Below are 16,865 nucleotides of genomic sequence, written 5' to 3' on the forward strand. Positions count from 1 at the left end.
CCGTTTGCATCGCGGCGGCCCCCCGGCCCGGCATATGCGTACGTACCGCCTGCCGCCCCGCGCGGTCGGAATCGATCACGACACGATCACCACCGACCTCATTGCTCCAGCTTTGTCCTCCGCGCCCTCAAAGTGCGCCCGCGCTGGTCTGATGGGCCCGCACAGGGGATGAGGTGGGGAACGGTGAACGATGGCGGACCGGAGGAGTCCGGCGGGGCCGTGGGGCTGCCCAGCCGGAGGCGGCAGCCGACGCCCATGAGTCAGTGGGATCCGACCGCGCGCCTGTCGTACTGGGCGTTCCACGCCAACCGGCGCCCCGCGTACATGCGCTTCGCGTACCTTCAGCTGGGCTCCGACGCGGCCGCCGAGGACGCGGTGGACGCCACCTTCGACTCGATCATGAACGAGTGGCTCCGCATGCTGCACATGGACCGTCTCGACGCCTACGCCTGGACCGTGCTCAAGCAGCGGATCGTCGACTGGCAGCAGCGCCGCGACCCGCGCCTGCAGCAGCCCGAACCGATGGACATCAGCGCCTTCGAAGCCGCGCTGAAGGAGGCCCACGCCGACCAGTACGAGGTCCTCACCGACACGATCCGCTTCTACTCGGCCGTCTCCCGGCTCGCCGAACGCCAGCGGGACACCGTGATGCTGCGCTACGGGCTCCAGTGCACTCCCGGAGAGGCCGCCGCCGTGATGGGCGTCGACGAGGCCACCGTCCGTTCCCAGCTCGGCCAGGCCCACCGCCGCCTCGCCCGGCTGCTCGACGCGTCCGCCGAATCATGAGGCGCCGGGAGGACCACGACCAGGGCGGCCACGACCGGGCCGCGCGCCCGCTCGCCGAGTTCCTGGAACGGGCCGTCGTCCGCGACCGCTACCGGCACTACGACCTCGGCGCGGCCGAGGCCAGACTGCTGCGCGTCCCCCGCGCACCGGGCCTGCCGGTGCCCGTCCCCGCCGTCACCACCACCGCCACCGCCCGCAACCGGCGCCGGCCCTTCGGCTGGAGCGACCCCGCCCGGGACTGTCCGCTCGACTCCGAACGGGCCCGGCGCGACCTGAAGGCGGCCTGCCTCGCCGTGGTCGGCGACCCGCGCGCCGAGCACGACCTCGACCGCTTCCTGCGCGGCGGACACGCCGACCCGCCCGGGGCGGTCGTCTTCGGCTGCCTCCTGCACCTGTCGGGGCTGCGCGAGGGCTCCCGCTTCTGGTGGCAGTTCGCCGCCGGCTCGGGGGTCCCGCGCACCGCACCGGCCGCGTACTGCCTCTTCCTCGACCACTCCCGGCGCGGCGAGCACCACGACGCCCGGGTGTGGGCGCGCGAGCTGGGCCGCCGCGGCTTCAGGCCGAGCGGCCGCCGCGAGCTGCGCGAGGTACGGCTGTGCGCCCAGGCGGCCGTCCTGCGGTACGTCGACCAGCTCGACGACCCCGACCTGGGCCCGGTACCGCTGCCGAAGCCGGGGCTGCCCGGGGTGCTGGCCGCGTTCCTGCCGCCGCCCCCGCTGCCCGCACCGCGGCCCCGCCCCGGCACGGGCCCGCTGCGTCACCCCGCGCTGACGTCGGCCGCGCGGGGGACGGTCCGCCAGGCCGACACGAGCGAGGCCCTGGCGGAGGCGCGGCGCGCACTGGCCGTCGTACGGGTCCTGGAGCGGCACCCCCTCGGGGTCCGGGCCGCCCAGCTCGCGCGCCGGTCGGGCCTCACCGAGGCGGCGCTGCGCCCGCTGCTGACCATGCTGTGCGAGGAGGAGTACGCGTACCGGCCGGGCGCGGGGGTGTACGCGCGCGGCCCGGCCCTGGACCGGCTCGCGGCCCCCGGCGGAGCGGGCCTCGCGGAGCAGCTCCAGCGGACCCTGGCCCTGGCGCGCGACAGCGCGGGCGCCGCCGTGTACCTCAGCCGGTACGCGGACGGCGAGGTCCGGATCACGCAGATGGCGGACAGTCCCGGGGCTCCGCCGGTGCGGGAGTGGGTGGACTTCCGGGCGGCCGCGCACGCCAGCGCGGTCGGCAAGTGCCTGCTGACCCAGCTCGACCACGACCGCCGGGCCGACCACGTGGCCCGGCACCGCCCGGCCCGGCTCACCCCGCAGACCATCACCGACAGCCGGGTCCTGTTCAGCGCCCTGGACGCGGTGGCGCCCGGGGCCCCGGTCTTCGACCTGCGCGAGTACTCCCCCGGGGTCGTCTGCTCGGCGGTGCCCATCTCCATCGGCGGCGCCGCGGGCAGCCTCGCGCTGTCCCTGCCGGCGACCCATGCCCACCGGCTGCGCTCCGCGACGGAGGCCCTGCGCCGCAAGGCCGTACCGGTGCTGCTGGCCCTGCTCCTGTCGGGCGCGATCCCCCCGGACGCCCCCGCCACCGCCGCTCCGGCCCCGGCCGCGGCTCCCCTCCCGGAGCCCCCCACCCGCATGACCCCGGAAACCCTCCGCCACCTGGGCCGCCTCTTCCGCACCCCCCTGACCCGCGTCACGGCGGACGCCACGGGCCCCCACCTGGTGAGCGATCCGGCGTCGGGGGCGGCGTACCTGTTCGACGCCGAAGCCCTCCAGGAGGGCGGCCAGCCCCGGCTGTCCCTCCCCCAGACCTTGTCCCCGCTGGCTCCGGGCGGTCTCCGGACGCCGGACGGCCTGGTGGTCCTGGGCACCTGAGGCGGCCCCGCCCGCGGCGGGGTGTCAGCCCGCCGGGACGAAGGAGTCCAGGGCGGCGTCGAAGTGGCTCCTGGCCTGGGCGAGGCGGCCGACGGGGGCGGACACCCAGACGTCGTACATGCGGCCGTTCTCGTCCCAGCCGAGGTCGTAGGTGTGCCGGGGTCCTTCGGCGGCGGTGAAGCCGTTCCAGGTGAACTCCCAGAGGGCGGCGGGCAGTCCGTTGTGCGTGGTCGGGACGACCGTGTTGTCGCGGTAGCCGGGGTTGTTGTCGGGGCCGTTCGTGTCGGACACGCGCATCGCGCCGAGTGCTCCGCCGGGCGTCGCCGGGGTCACCTTGATGCCGATGCGGATCGCGCCGTCCGGGGAGACGTAGAAGACGCGCTGGGCGTCGGTGCTGCGCTGGAAGCCGTTGGGCACGGCGAGGGCGAAGCCCTGCTGGTCGGTCACGACGCGGTAGCCGGCGGGCGCGGGTTTGGCCGACGCGGGCTGTACGGGAGCGGGGGCCGGGGCGGGTGCGACCGCCGTCACGGTGGCGGTCGCCGTGGCCGTCGCGGGGGCCGCCGGAGCCGAGGGCCGTGCGGCGGAGGGGTCCGCGGCCGGGGAGGGGGAGGCTGCGGGAGCGCCGGGGACCGGCCCCTGGGCCTGGCCGGTGGTGTCGTTGCCGAGCAGGGAGGTCACGGCGACGGCGCCGCTGACGGCCACCACGACGAGCGCGGCGACCAGTCCGACGCGCAGGCCCGGGCGGGGCTTCGATGCCCGGCCGGGGGCGGCGGGCTCCGTGACGCGTTCGGTCGGCGAGTACCCGGCCGGGGCGGTGGCGGCGGCGGCCGGCCGTTCCGGGCCGGGGGCCCGGCCGGGCAGGGGGAGGCTGGGGAGGCTGCCGGTGGTCACGTACGCGGACAGCGGCCGCTGGGCCTCCGCCACGGACAGGCGGCGGGCGGGGTCGCGCTCCAGCAGGCCCCGGATCACCGGGATCAGCGGCCCGGCCTGCGCGGGCGGGCGGATCTCGTCGTAGACGACGGCGTGCAGGACCCCGCCGAGCGAATCCCGGTGGAAGGGCGATTCGCCGGTGAGCGCGGCGCACAGCAGCGCGCCGAGGGACCACAGGTCGGATTCGGGGCCGGCCGAGGCGCCCTGCATCCGCTCGGGGGAGGTGTACTCGGGTGAACCGACGAACGCGCCGGTCTCGCTGATGGTGGTGGAACCGGCGAGGCGGGCGATGCCGAAGTCGGTGAGCACGACGCGTCCGGTGCCGGCTTCCATGAGGACGTTGGCGGGTTTGACGTCCCGGTGGAGCACTCCGCGGTGGTGTGCCGCGCTCAGTGCGCCGAGCAGGGCGAGCCCGATCCGGGCGGTCTCTCCGGCGTCCAGCGGCCCGTCGGTGGTGAGGCGGTCGGCGAGCGAGCCGCCCTCGACGAGCTCCATGACGATGTAGGGGCGTTCGTCGTGCTCGACGACGTCGTGCACGACCACGACGTGCGGATGCTTGATCTGTGCGACGGTGCGTGCCTCGCGCAGGGCGCCCGTGGCTTCCTTCCCGTCGCCGAGGTGGAGTTCCTTGACGGCGACCGCCCGGCCGAGGAGTTCGTCGTACGCCCGCCAGACGGTCCCCATGCCGCCCCGGCCCAGCTTCTCCTCCAGGCGGTAACGCCCGGCGATCACGATGCTGTTGCGCGGTGCGTCCTGCGACACATTGCCCCCCTCGACCCGGTCAGGCCCATGATGCCGCACCGATGGATCCGTCTTCCGCTCCTTCGGCACGGCGCACCCCTCCGCGCCCCGGAACGCAAAAGAACCCCACCGAAGTGGGGTTCTCTTGTGTGGTGTCCGAGGGGGGACTTGAACCCCCACGCCCGATAAAGGGCACTAGCACCTCAAGCTAGCGCGTCTGCCATTCCGCCACCCGGACCAGGTGGTCGGCCCCGGTTTCCCGCGGCGACATGGACAACAATAGCAAAGGATCGGCGGGGCTCCGACCACATATCCGAGCGGCCGCCGTCCGCCACGCCGCGCTGACCTGCGGGCATGCCCGGCGCCCCCTCGCGAGACGCATTGTCTCGTGAGCCGGGCCCGCTGGTTGCGCGAACGCCCGAGGCCCACCCCGACGTCGTGTCGGGGTGGGCCTCGGGGTGCGGGCGGCGGCCGGGGGCCTCGGGCCTGTCGTCAAACTCCCGTCTGCCCCGCGACGCCTGGCACGCGCTCTCGCCGCACCGGGCGAAAGCCCGAGTACGTCCAGTACGCGGGCTTCCGCCCGGCACGCCGAGAGCACGCACCAGACGCCGCGGGGCCGCCCTCCGGGCGACGACGGGAGTTTGACGACAGGCCCTAGGGGCAGCGGATGACCTGGCCGGCGTAGGAGAGGTTGCCGCCGAAGCCGAAGAGCAGGACCGGGGCGCCGGAGGGGATCTCGCCGCGCTGGACCAGCTTCGAGAGGGCCATCGGGATGCTGGCCGCCGAAGTGTTGCCGGAGTCGACGACGTCTCGGGCGACGACGGCGTTCACCGCGCCGATCTTGGCGGCGAGCGGCTCGATGATCCGCAGGTTGGCCTGGTGCAGGACGACCCCGGCCAGGTCCTCGGGGGTGATCCCGGCCTTCTCGCAGACCTTGCGGGCGAGCGGCGGGAGCTGGCTGGTGGTCCAGCGGTAGACGGACTGGCCCTCCTGCGCGAAGACCGGGGGCGAGCCCTCGATGCGCACCGCGTGGCCCATCTCCGGCACCGAGCCCCACAGGACCGGGCCGATGCCGGGGTCCGCGCAGGCCTCGACGACCGCCGCGCCCGCCCCGTCGCCGGTGAGGACGCAGGTGGTGCGGTCGCTCCAGTCGGTGATCTCGGTCATCTTGTCGGCGCCGATGACCAGGGCGCGGGTGGCGGCGCCGGCCCGGATCGCGTGGTCGGCGGTGGCCAGGGCGTGGGTGAAGCCCGAGCAGACGACGTTGATGTCCATCACGGCCGGGTTGCCGCCCATGCCCAGCTTGGCGGCGACGCGCGCGGCCATGTTGGGAGAGCGGTCGATGGCGGTGGAGGTGGCCACCAGGACGAGGTCGATGTCGTCGGGGGTCAGCCCGGCGTTCGCGAGGGCCTTGCCGGCGGCCTGGTAGGCCAGCTCGTCGACCGGCTCCTCAGGGCCCGCGATGTGGCGGGTTTTGATGCCGACGCGGGAACGGATCCACTCGTCGTTGGTGTCGACCATGGCCGCGAGGTCCTCGTTGGTGAGCACTTTCGCGGGCTGGTAGTGCCCTAGCGCCACCACGCGTGAACCGGTCATGGGCGGGGTCCCCCTCTGTACGGCAGTCAGGATCACCCAGCTTTGCCTGCTACTGGCCGGTACGTGTGCGTGTGACCCGACAGGATTCCGGCACCGGAATTTGGAGAATTCCGAGCAACTTCCTGCCGGGGACGTGATCGGCCGCAGATCCGGGACAATGTCCCCGTCAGGCGCACGACGAGGTGTGCGACACAAACGGAACGGGTGGGCTGATCGCCATGGGACGGGTCACCGAGCGGCGCCGCGTCGTCAGGGTCCGGGGCGGGGCGACCGGGGTGCGCCCCGACACGCTGGTCGCGGAGGAGCCGCTGGAGATCCGGCTGAACGGCAAGCCGCTGGCCATCACGATGCGCACCCCGGGTGACGATTTCGCGCTGGCGGTGGGCTTCCTCGTCAGCGAGGGCGTGATCGGGAGCGCCTCGGACGTGCAGGCCGTGACCTACTGCGAGGGCGCGACCGAGGACGGCAGCAACACGTACAACGTCGTCAACGTGCAGCTGGCCGCCGGAGTGCCGCTGCCGGACATCACGCTCGAACGCAACGTCTACACCACCTCCTCCTGCGGCCTGTGCGGCAAGGCCAGCCTGGACGCGGTCCGTACGGCGTCCCGTTTCCCGGGGCTCGCCGCCGACCCGGTACGGGTCTCCACGGAGCTCCTCGCCGCGCTGCCGGACCGGCTGCGGGCGGCGCAGAAGGTCTTCGACCGCACGGGCGGGCTGCACGCGGCCGGGCTGTTCTCGGCGGAGGGCGAGCTGCTCGACGTACGGGAGGACGTGGGGCGGCACAACGCCGTGGACAAGATCGTCGGCCGGGCCGCGCAGGCCGGGCGGCTGCCGCTGGCCGGGGCGGTGCTGCTGGTGTCGGGCCGGGCCTCCTTCGAGCTGGCGCAGAAGGCCGTCATGGCGGGCATACCCGTGCTGGCGGCGGTGTCGGCGCCGTCCTCGCTGGCGGTGGACCTGGCGCTGGAGTCGGGGCTCACGCTGGTCGGCTTCCTGCGGGGGCCGGACATGAACATCTACGCGGGCGAGGAGCGGATCGCCCTGCCCGGCGCGGCCGGATAGACCCTCCGGCCCTCCGGCCCTCCGGCGGCTCAGCGCTTCCTGCGGCGGGAGCCCGTCGTCTTCCCTGCGGCGGCCTTCGGCTCAGGGGGGTCGATGCGGTGCAGGTCGAGGGTGGCCGGGAGCGGGGTGGCGCCGGGGCCGCCGGACTCCGCCCAGGCGATGATCTCGTCGGTCGCGGTGTCGTCGAGGGCCCAGCCGAACCACACCGCGCGGGCCCCGCGCGAGCGGGCCTCGCTGGTGGGCTGCACCACGATGACGTTGGCCTGGGCGCACGGCCCGAGGCAGTCGCTCGTACGGACGGCCAGCCGGCCCCCGGAGGAGGCGGCGGCCTCGCGCAGCCGGGCCAGCTGGCCGGCGTGATCGGATCCGGGGTTCTTGCGGGGGTCGCCGCAGCAGCAGCCCCGGCAGACCACCAGGGTGCAGGGGCGCGGGGCGTGGGCGGCGAGCGGGCGTATCCAGGTCACCGCCGCACGTTACCGGCCCCGCGGGGCGGGGTGTTGGACCGGCGGCGAGACGTCCGTCACGGCGGGAGCCGGGAGTTCGGCCCCGGCCGGGGTCGTGGCCCGGTGCTCCGCCCGCGCCTGCGCCACCGCCTCCGGGTCCCGGGCGCGGCGCCGGGCCAGGACCGCGCACACCATCAGCTGCATCTGGTGGAACAGCATCAGCGGCAGGACCGCGAGCGAGGCCTGCGGTCCGAACAGCACGCTGGCCATGGGGAGTCCGGCGGCCAGGCTCTTCTTGGACCCCGCGAACTGGATGGCGATCCGGTCCGCCCGGCCGAATCCGAGGCGCTTCGCCCCGTACCAGGTGCCGAGGAGCATGACGGTGAGGAGTACGGACTCCACCAGCATCAGGGCGCCCAGGCGCGGCACGCTGACCTGGTGCCAGATGCCCGCGACCATGCCCGCGCTGAAGGCGGCGTAGACGACGAGCAGGATCGAGCCCCGGTCGACGTAGCCGAGGACCTTCTTGCGGCGGACGAGGAAGCCGCCGACCCAGCGGCGCAGGGACTGGCCGAGGAGGAACGGCAGCAGGAGCTGGAAGCAGATCTTCAGGAGGGAGTCGGCGGAGAAGCCGCCGGCGTCGCCGCCGAGCAGGCCCGCGGCGAGCAGCGGGGTGAGGAGGATGCCGGCGAGGCTGGAGAAGGAGCCGGCGCAGATCGCGGCGGGGACGTTGCCCCGGGCGATCGAGGTGAAGGCGATGGAGGACTGGATGGTCGAGGGGACCAGGCAGAGGAAGAGCAGCCCGTCGTGGAGGGGCTGGGTGAGGAGGGCGGGGACCAGGAGGCGGGCGGCCAGGCCCAGTACCGGGAAGAGGAGGAAGGTGCAGGCCAGCACCGTGAGGTGGAGCCGCCAGTGGCGCAGGCCGTCGAGGGCCTCGCGGGTGGAGAGCCGGGCTCCGTAGAGGAAGAAGAGCAGGGCCACGGCGGCGGTGGAGGCTCCGTCGGCGAGGGTGGAGGCCGTGCCGCGCGCGGGGAGCAGGGCGGCGAGGCCCACGGTGGCGAGCAGGGCCAGGACGTACGGGTCCAGGGGCAGCCAGGCGGGAAGGTGCGGGCGTCGCATGGGCGGGGTGCTCACTTGCTGTCGGCGCTGGGGGGTCCACTGCCCATGGTCGCGGCCCGGCGGTCATCGGGAAACCCGCACACCGCTCTGACTGTCATCGCGCACCGCGATGACCGCGTCCTACGATGGCCGCATGTACGACCCGGTCCAGCTGCGCACCTTCCTCACCGTCGCCCAGACGCTCAGCTTCACCCAGGCCGCGGCCCGGCTGGGGGTGCGGCAGTCCACGGTCAGCCAGCACGTGCGGCGGCTGGAGGAGGCGACGGGGCGGCCCCTGTTCGTGCGGGACACGCACAGCGTGGGCCTGACGGAGGACGGCGAGGCGCTGCTGGGCTTCGCGCGGACCATTCTGGAGGCGCACGAGCGGGCGGCGGCCTTCTTCGCCGGGACCCGGCTGCGCGGGCGGCTGCGGTTCGGGGCGTCGGAGGACTTCGTACTGACCCGGCTGCCGGAGATCCTGGAGGGGTTCCGCCAGGAGCACCCCGAGGTGGACCTGGAGCTGTCGGTGGAGCTCTCGGGCACCCTGCACGAACGGCTCGACGCGGGACGCCTCGACCTGGTGCTGGCCAAGCGGCGCGGGCCGGACGACGAACGGGGCCGCCTGGTCTGGCGGGACCGGATGGTGTGGATCGGCGCGGAGGGGCTGCGGGTGGATCCGGAGCGGCCGGTCCCGCTGATCGTGTTCCCGCCTCCGGGGATCACCCGGGCGCGGGCCCTGGAGGTGCTGGAGCGGGAGGGGCGGGCCTGGCGGATCGCCTGTACGAGCGGCAGCCTCAGCGGACTGATCGCGGCGGCCCGCGCCGGGCTGGGCGTGATGGCGCACACGCGGGGGCTGATCCCGCCGGGGCTGGTCCGCGTGGGCGGGCTGCCGGAGCTGGGGCCGGTGGAGTTCGCGCTGCTCCAGGGCCGGCGGCCGACCCCGGCCTCGGAGGCCCTGGCGGCCGCCGTCCTGGCGGGCGGCGACCGCCTGAGCCGGCCGGCGTGAGGGCGTCCGGGCCGGGCCGGCCCTTCGGCTCGGCGGGGCGGGGGACGACCTCGAAGGGGGTGTCGCCGGTGCGGACCGCGCCGGGCGGTCCGGGGTCCGGGCGACCTTCCGGAAGGTGGTCCGGACGGCGGAGCGGGTCCGCCGGGGCAGCGGGGCCGTAGGGATCTTGTGGAGGTTTCCGAAGCGGTCCCGGGCGCCGGGGCCGGTGGGGTAGCGTCGCGGCCCCCGGCACGCAGAGGAGCGGGATGCTGCGCGAGTTCACCGTCCCACCCGAGGTCACGGGCACGCCGGCCGGCGGGCTGGCCGACGCCGTGTTCGCGTACGCGCGCCAGGATCCGGACCGGGTGGTGCTCGGGCGCAAGACGGGCGGGGTCTGGCGGGACGTCACGTCCGGGGAGTTCGCCGGCGAGGTGCTCTCGCTCGCCAAGGGGCTGCTGGCGCAGGGGATCCGCTTCGGGGACCGGGTCGCCGTCATGTCCCGGACCCGGTACGAGTGGACGCTGTTCGACTTCGCGCTGTGGGCGGTCGGCGCGCAGCCCGTCCCCGTCTACCCGTCGTCCTCGGCGGAGCAGGTGCACTGGATCCTCCAGGACTCCGGCTGCGCGGGCTGTGTGGTGGAGGACGAGGACCAGGCGATGACGGTGGGCTCGGTGATCGAGCGGCTGCCGGCGCTGCGCCTGCTGTGGCAGCTCGACGCGGGGGCGGTCGACGCCCTGGTGGAGGCCGGACGGACGGTGGCCGAGGACGTGGTGCACCGCCACCGCGGGGCGGTGACGCCGGACGCCGTCGCCACCGTCATCTACACCTCGGGGACCACGGGCCGGCCCAAGGGCTGTGTCCTCACGCACGCGAACTTCATGTTCGAGGCCGACACCCTGGTGGCGCGCTGGGAGTCGGTGTTCCGGGCCGGGCCCGGGGAGCAGCCGTCGACCCTGCTGTTCCTGCCGCTGGCGCACGTCTTCGGGCGGATGGTGGAGGTGGCGGCCGTACGGGCGCGGGTCAAGCTCGGGCACCAGCCGGTGCTGGCCGCCGCCGAGCTCCTGCCGGACCTGGCGGCCTTCCGGCCGACCTTCGTGCTGGGGGTGCCGCACGTCTTCGAGAAGGTGTTCGCGGGCGCGCGCCGCAAGGCGGAGGCCGAGGGGCGCGCCGGTGCCTTCGACCGGGCGGTGGAGACGGCCGTACGGTACGCGGAGGCGCGCGAGCAGAAGGCCTTCGGGGCCGGTCCCGGCCCCTCGGCGGGGCTGCGGATGGAGCACCAGCTGTTCGAGAGGCTGGTGTACGGGAAGGTCCGCGCGGCGATGGGCGGCCGGGTGCGGCACGCTATGTCGGGCGGGTCGGCGATGTCGCGGCGGCTGGGGCTGTTCTTCGACGGCGCCGGGATCACGGTGTTCGAGGGGTACGGGCTGACGGAGTCCTGCGCGGCCGCCACCGCGAATCCGCCGGGGGCGGTCAAGTACGGGACGGTGGGGCCGCCGATCCCGGGCAGTACGGTCCACATCGCCGACGACGGGGAGGTCTGGCTGTACGGCCCCCACGTGTTCTCCGGCTACCTGGGCGATCCCCGGGCGACGGAGGAGGTGCTGCGCGGGGGCTGGCTGGCGACGGGGGACCTGGGCCGGCTGGACAAGGACGGCTACCTGACCATCACCGGGCGCAAGAAGGAGATCCTGGTGACCTCCAACGGCAAGAGCGTGGCGCCGGCCGCGCTGGAGGAGCGGGTGCGCTCGCATCCGCTGGTGTCGCACTGCGTACTGGTGGGCAACGACCGGCCGTTCGTGGCGGCGCTGGTGACCCTGGACATGGAGGGGATGGCGCACTGGCTGTCGATGCGCGGGCTCGCGCAGCGGACGGCGGCGGAGGTGGTGGACGATCCGGCGCTGACGGCGGAGGTGCGCCGTGCGGTGGTGGCGGCGAACACCCTGGTCTCGCAGGCCGAGGGGATCCGCGCCTTCCGGGTGCTGGCGGAACAGTTCACGGAGGAACGCGGGCTGCTGACGCCCTCGTTGAAGCTGAAGCGCCGGGCCATCGAGAAGGCGTACGCGCGGGAGATCTCCGCCCTGTACCCGTCGTGAGGGCTGCGGCCCGCTGTTTCTGACGATTCGTCATTTTACTTCGGCGTAAATATTGACGGTCCGTCAGGTCACGCACAGAATGCGGGGATTCCGACCGGAGGGGATCCCACACATGTCGCGACCTATCCGCGCCCTGGCCGCTGCGGCAGCCGCCCTCGCGCTCGTCTCCGCCTGCAACTCCGCCTCGAACCACACCGATCCGGAGGGCAAGCCCGGACAGTCCTTCGGGGTCACCCGCGGGGTCACCGCCGACTCGGTCAAGGTCGGCGGCATCGTGTCGATGACCAGCGCCAGCGGCTACAGCAAGAAGGACACCGACCTCGGGGCCCGGGCCCGCTACGCGCGGGCCAACGCCGAGGGCGGGGTCAACGGCCGGAAGATCGAATACATCGGCGCGGAGGACGACGGCCAGGACCCCGGGAAGAACCTGGCGGCCGCCCGCAAACTCGTCCAGCAGGACAAGGTGTTCGCCGTCGCCCCGATGAGCTCGGTCACCTTCTCCGGCGCGGACTTCCTGGAGCAGGAACAGGTCCCCACCTTCGGCTGGGGCACCCTGCCCTCCTTCTGCGGCCCCAAGTACATCTACGGGTTCAACGGCTGCCTGGTCCCCTCCCCCGGCGGCACCCTCAACCAGACCTGGCCCGAGGGCATCGCCCAGGTGCTCGGCGGGGCGGCCGGCAAGTCGGTCGCGATCATCGCCAACGACAGCGACGCCGGGAAGTTCGGCATCCGCACCTTCCAGCAGGGCTTCGCCAGCGCCGGGTTCAAGGTCTCCTACGCCAAGGCCTCCGTACCGGCGACCGCCGTGCCCAGCGACTGGTCCGCGTACGTGAAGGAGATCCTCGCCGGCGACGGCGGCAAGGCCCCGGACGCGGTCGTCTCCGTCATGCAGACCCCCAACAACATCGGGCTGTTCACCGCGCTCAAGCGCGGCGGGTACAAGGGCGTGCTCTCCGACCCGACCGACTACGACCCGGGCCTGCTCGCCAAGGACGCCACCAAGCAGGCCCTCGACGGGGTGCACGTCCTGCTCCAGTTCGAGCCCTTCGAATCGGCGAACCCGAAGATGGCGCAGTTCAAGGCCGACATCAAGGCCGCCTCGGGCGGACAGCAAGTCCCCCTGAACATGCACATGTTGACCGGGTACATGTCGGCCGACCTGTTCCTGTCGATCGCACAGAAGGCCGGCAAGGACCTCACCCTCACCCACTTCCAGAACGCCGCGCAGAGCTTCTCCGACACCGGCACCCTCGTCGGCGACCGGGCCGAGCCCAAGGGGCAGAAGGACAGCTTCGGCTGCGGGGCGCTGGTCCAGCTGAAGAACGGGGCGTACGAGGTGTCCGTACCGTTCAAGTGCCACGAACCGATCCCCTTCAAGTAGGCCCGGCGCATGGGAGATCTGCTCGTCTTCGTGCTGAGCGGCCTGGTCTCCGGCGCCCTGTACGCGCTGCTGGCCACCGGGCTGGTGCTGTCGTACTCGGCGTCCGGACTGTTCAACTTCGCGCACGGGGCCACCGCCTACCTGTGCGCGCTCACCTTCTACGAGCTGCACTCCGGGCTGGGCTGGCCCGCCGTCCCGGCCGCGCTGCTGGTGGTGTGCGTCCTGGCCCCCGGCCTCGGCTGGGGGCTGGACCGGCTGATGTTCCGGCGGCTCGCGCGGGTCGGGGAGAGCGCGCAGATCGTGGCGACCATCGGCCTGCTGGTGGCACTGCCCGCCGCCGGACTCTGGGCGGTGGAGCTGCTGTCCGACGCGGGCGCCCCCGTCAAACCCGCCGAGAACCAGTTCGGGCTGCCCGGGGTGGGGCCCAGCCCCGCGCGGTCCTGGCAGCTCGCGGACGGGATCGGGATCGACTCCGACCAGCTGATCACCTGGGTGGTGACGGCGGTGGTGGCGGTGGCCCTGTGGGTGCTGATGCGGCACACCCGGCTGGGGCTGCGGCTGCGGGCCGCCGTCGACAACCGCACCCTGACCGAGCTGCGCGGGATCAGCGCCGACCGGCTGTCCTCGGTGGCCTGGATGATCTCGTCCGGGCTGGCGGGGCTCGCCGGGGTGCTGGCCACCCCGCTGCTGGGGCTGTCCGCGCACGACTTCACCCTGTTCCTGTTCGTGTCGGCGACGGCCGCGGTGATCGGACGGTTCGCCTCCGTGCCGCTCGCCTTCGCGGGCGGGCTCGGACTCGGGGTCGTGCAGAACCTGGTCGCCGGGTACGCGTCCTTCGCCGAGGGGATCACCGGCTTCCGTACGGCGGTACCGTTCCTGATCCTCTTCGGCGGGCTGCTGGTCCTGACCCGGCGGGCCCGGACGGCCGGGGTCGCCGCCGTGGAGCCGGTACCGGCCGACCATCTCGCGGGAGCGGCCTGGGGGCGCAGGTGGGGGGTGTGGGCGGCGGGCGCCGGACTGCTGTGCGTGGCCTTCTACACCGTGACCACCCCCTTCTGGACCGGGCTGCTCGCGCAAGGACTCGCCGTCTCCCTCGTGTTCCTCTCCTTCACCGTGGTGACCGGGCTCGGCGCGATGGTCTCGCTGGCGCAGGCCACCTTCGTCACCGGGGCCGCGCTCGTGGCCGGGCTGCTGATGAGCCGGGGCTGGCCCTTCGTCGCGGCGCTGGCCGTGGGAACCTGCGCGGCGGCCCTGCTGGGGGCGCTGGTCGCGCTGCCCGCGCTGCGCCTCGGGGGGCGTTCGCTGGCACTGGCCACGCTGGCGCTGGCGTTCCTCGCGGACCAGGTGCTGTTCCAGATGCGGTGGCTGCGGGGCGGGGACGCCGGCTGGCCGGTCCCGCGGCCGGTGGCCGGACCGCTGGACCTCTCCGACGACCGGGCGCTGGGAGTGGCCCTCGTGGTGCTGCTCGCGCTGGTCTCCGCCGGGCTGAGCGCGCTGCGCGACTCCCCGTCCGGGCGGGCCATGCTGGCCGTACGGTCGGCCCCGGCCGCGGCCATGGCCTCCGGGGTATCCGTCCTGCGCACCAAACTGCTGCTGTTCACCCTGTCGGCGGGGCTCGCGGGCTTCGGGGGCGTGCTGTACGCCTCGTACAACACCCGGATCACGGCTACGGACTTCACCGCGATGACGGGGCTCGTGTGGCTGGCGGTGGTGGTGGCGGCCGGGGTGCGCAGGCCGCAGTACGCGGTGGTGGCGGGGCTGGTGTTCGCCGTCGCCCCGCGCCTGATGGCGGACTACGTCACCCCGTCGGCACACCTCCCGGTGATCCTCTTCGGCCTGGCCGGCCTGGCCCTGGCCAACGACCCGGACGGCTACTGCGCGGCCGTGCCGCTGCGCTGGGCGAGGCGGAGGGGCCGCCTGACGGGTGACCGGGCGGGCCACGCCGCGCGTACCGACGGCGTGACCGGCGGCCCGACCGGCCGGGACACCGGAGCCGGGGTCGGGGCCGGGGTCGGGGCCGGGGCCGGAGCTGTGGCGTCGGACGTGGGTGCGGGTGGCCGGGGCTTCCCCGGGGCGGCTGTTGTCGGAACGGGGGGTGGGGTACCGGGGGCCGGTGCGGCGTCGCGCTCCGCCCCCGCGTTGGAGCTGCGCGGGGTGAGTGCCGGGTACGACGGGGGGATCGTGCTGCACGGGGTGGACCTCACCGTGCGGCAGGGCGAGATCCTCGCCGTGCTCGGGCCCAACGGCGCGGGCAAGAGCACCGCGTGCCGGGTGGCCGCCGGGCTGCTGCCGCCGGCGGGCGGGGTGGTCCGCGTGGCCGGGCGGGACGCGACGCGCGACGGGCCCGTACGGCGTTCCCGGGGCGGGGTGCTGCTCGCGCCCGAGGGGCGGGGGATCTTCCCCGCGCTCACCATCGAGGAGAACCTCGCCCTGTACCTCGGGGAGGCGCGGGAACGGGCCGCCGTCTACGACCGGTTCCCCCGGCTCGCGGAGCGCCGGTCGGTGGCCGCGGGTGCCCTGTCGGGCGGGGAGCAGCAGATGCTGGCGCTGGCCCCGCTGTTGCAGCGGCCGCCCCGGGTGCTGATCGCGGACGAGCCCTCGCTCGGGCTCGCGCCGCGCGTGGTGGAGGTGGTGTACGGGCTGCTCACGGAGCTCCGGGACGCCGGGACCGCGCTGCTGCTGGTGGAGGAGAAGGCCGCCGGGATCCTCGGGGTCGCCGACACCGTCGCCTACCTCGCCCAGGGCCGGGTGGCGTGGTGCGGTCCCCGCGCGGAGGTGGAGGCGGACCGCCTCACCGAGGCCTACCTGGGCAGCACCCCGCCCCTCCCACCGACCCACGAGACCGAACCCCACGCTCCCGGGCCCGCGCAGCGGGAGGCAGGACGGCACGGGGCCGAGGGGCGTGAGCTCGGGCGGCACGATCCCCGGGGGCCGGGAGACGGGCCCCGCGGAGGCCGGGAGCGGGAGGGCGGGCAGGGCCGGGGCCCTGAGGCGGGAGACCCGTCCGGACGGGGCCCGGTGGCGGAGGACGGGGTTGGTGGGGGTGTTTCGGGGGTGGTGGGGTGAGTGGGTTCGTGTTGGAGGCGCGGGGGGTCGTCGTGCGGTTCGGCGGGGTTACCGCGCTCGGCGGGGTGGACCTCGGGGTGCGGGCCGGGGAGGTGTGCGGGCTGATCGGGCCGAACGGGGCCGGGAAGACCACCCTGTTCGACGTGCTCTCCGGGATCCGGCGGCCCGACCGCGGCCGGCTGCTGCTCGACGGGGTGGACATCGGCCGCCGCTCCCCCGTGTGGCGGGCCCGGCACGGGATGCGCCGTACCTTCCAGCGCCAGCAGCTGTTCGGGCAGCTGAGCGTCGCCGACAACGTGCTGGTCGCCCAGGAGTGGCGGGGCGGCGGTGGCGGGCTCGCGGCCGATCTGCTCGCCCGGCCGGGCCGGCGGGCGCGGGAGCGGGCCCGCCGCGCGCGGGGCGAGGAGGTGCTGGCGGACTGCGGGATCGGGGACCTCGGGGCCTCGTACGCGGGCGGGCTGCCGGTGGGGCAGGCCCGGATGGTGGAGGTGGCCCGGGCGGTGGCCGATCCGCCGCGGGTGCTGCTCCTCGACGAGCCGGCCTCGGGGCTGTCGGGGCCTGAGCGGGCCCGGCTGGCCCAGGTGGTGCGGCGGCTGGCGGAGGAGGAGGGCTGCGCGGTACTGCTGGTCGAGCACGACGTGGCGTTCGTGACGGCCGTCTGCGCGCGGGTCGTCGTACTGGACCTCGGGGCGGTCCTCGCGGAGGGGACGCCGGCCGAGGTGCGGGCGGACCCGCGCGTACGGGAGGCGTACCTCGGGACGGCCTGAGCGGCTCCGGGAGGGCGCGGGGTGGCGGGAATAGGGTGTGCGGGGGGCCGGTTGTCGCC

11 protein-coding genes, 1 tRNA gene and 1 pseudogene are annotated in these 16,865 nt (G+C 74.6%); 8 read left to right on the plus strand and 5 right to left on the minus strand.

Features of this window, described 5'->3' with window-relative positions:
• Positions 1–255: 255 nt before the first annotated feature.
• Together OOK31_RS05900 and OOK31_RS05905 are read left to right on the plus strand one after the other, a co-directional pair.
• The gene (locus OOK31_RS05900) at positions 256–786 is read left to right on the plus strand and encodes a sigma-70 family RNA polymerase sigma factor (protein ID WP_267011249.1); all 531 of its coding nucleotides are present in this window, start codon (positions 256–258) and stop codon (positions 784–786) included.
• Between the two features lie 818 nt (positions 787–1,604).
• Positions 1,605–2,324, plus strand: a pseudogene (locus OOK31_RS05905) (IclR family transcriptional regulator C-terminal domain-containing protein); the annotation flags it as partial.
• A 345-nt stretch (positions 2,325–2,669) separates the two neighbouring features.
• Here OOK31_RS05905 and OOK31_RS05910 read toward each other — a convergent pair.
• From OOK31_RS05910 to OOK31_RS05920, 3 genes are all read right to left on the minus strand, one after another.
• On the minus strand, positions 2,670–4,337 hold the full coding sequence (locus OOK31_RS05910; protein WP_267011250.1) for a serine/threonine-protein kinase: 1,668 nt from the start codon (positions 4,335–4,337) through the stop codon (positions 2,670–2,672).
• 129 nt (positions 4,338–4,466) lie between these two features.
• A tRNA-Leu gene (locus OOK31_RS05915) sits at positions 4,467–4,554 on the minus strand.
• Positions 4,555–4,970: 416 nt separating this feature from the next.
• Positions 4,971–5,912, minus strand: a complete 942-nt coding sequence (locus OOK31_RS05920) for a beta-ketoacyl-ACP synthase III (RefSeq protein ID WP_267011251.1) — start codon at positions 5,910–5,912, stop codon at positions 4,971–4,973.
• Between the two features lie 218 nt (positions 5,913–6,130).
• On the opposite strand from OOK31_RS05920, the gene fdhD reads away from it, so the two are divergent.
• Positions 6,131–6,973 (plus strand): formate dehydrogenase accessory sulfurtransferase FdhD, encoded by an 843-nt coding sequence (gene fdhD, locus OOK31_RS05925; protein ID WP_267011252.1) that lies wholly within the window; start codon positions 6,131–6,133, stop codon positions 6,971–6,973.
• Between the two features lie 29 nt (positions 6,974–7,002).
• Here the strand turns inward: fdhD and OOK31_RS05930 are convergent, their stop codons facing one another.
• A complete protein-coding gene (locus tag OOK31_RS05930; RefSeq protein WP_267011253.1) occupies positions 7,003–7,437 on the minus strand; it encodes a (2Fe-2S) ferredoxin domain-containing protein in 435 nt (144 codons plus the stop codon).
• Positions 7,438–7,446: 9 nt separating this feature from the next.
• Positions 7,447–8,535 carry a bile acid:sodium symporter family protein gene (locus OOK31_RS05935; RefSeq protein ID WP_267011254.1) on the minus strand — a complete coding sequence of 363 codons (1,089 nt, stop codon included), beginning with the start codon at positions 8,533–8,535 and terminating at the stop codon, positions 7,447–7,449.
• A 133-nt stretch (positions 8,536–8,668) separates the two neighbouring features.
• Here OOK31_RS05935 and OOK31_RS05940 point away from each other — a divergent pair, with 133 nt between their 5' ends.
• From OOK31_RS05940 to OOK31_RS05960, 5 genes are all read left to right on the plus strand, one after another.
• Positions 8,669–9,520, plus strand: coding sequence for a LysR family transcriptional regulator (locus OOK31_RS05940; RefSeq protein WP_267011255.1), 852 nt, complete (start codon positions 8,669–8,671; stop codon positions 9,518–9,520).
• Positions 9,521–9,768: 248 nt separating this feature from the next.
• Positions 9,769–11,592: a long-chain fatty acid--CoA ligase gene (locus tag OOK31_RS05945; RefSeq protein WP_267011846.1), complete on the plus strand. Its 1,824-nt coding sequence runs from the start codon at positions 9,769–9,771 to the stop codon at positions 11,590–11,592.
• A gap of 112 nt (positions 11,593–11,704) precedes the next feature.
• Positions 11,705–12,973, plus strand: a complete 1,269-nt coding sequence (locus tag OOK31_RS05950) for an ABC transporter substrate-binding protein (RefSeq protein WP_267011256.1) — start codon at positions 11,705–11,707, stop codon at positions 12,971–12,973.
• 9 nt (positions 12,974–12,982) lie between these two features.
• Positions 12,983–16,039, plus strand: coding sequence for an ATP-binding cassette domain-containing protein (locus tag OOK31_RS05955; RefSeq protein ID WP_267011257.1), 3,057 nt, complete (start codon positions 12,983–12,985; stop codon positions 16,037–16,039).
• Positions 16,036–16,806, plus strand: a complete 771-nt coding sequence (locus tag OOK31_RS05960; protein ID WP_267011258.1) for an ABC transporter ATP-binding protein — start codon at positions 16,036–16,038, stop codon at positions 16,804–16,806. Before OOK31_RS05955 ends, OOK31_RS05960 begins: the two co-directional genes overlap by 4 nt.
• Positions 16,807–16,865 lie beyond the last annotated feature (59 nt).

It is taken from the genome of Streptomyces sp. NBC_00249 (assembly GCF_026342355.1).
Classification (GTDB): domain Bacteria; phylum Actinomycetota; class Actinomycetes; order Streptomycetales; family Streptomycetaceae; genus Streptomyces.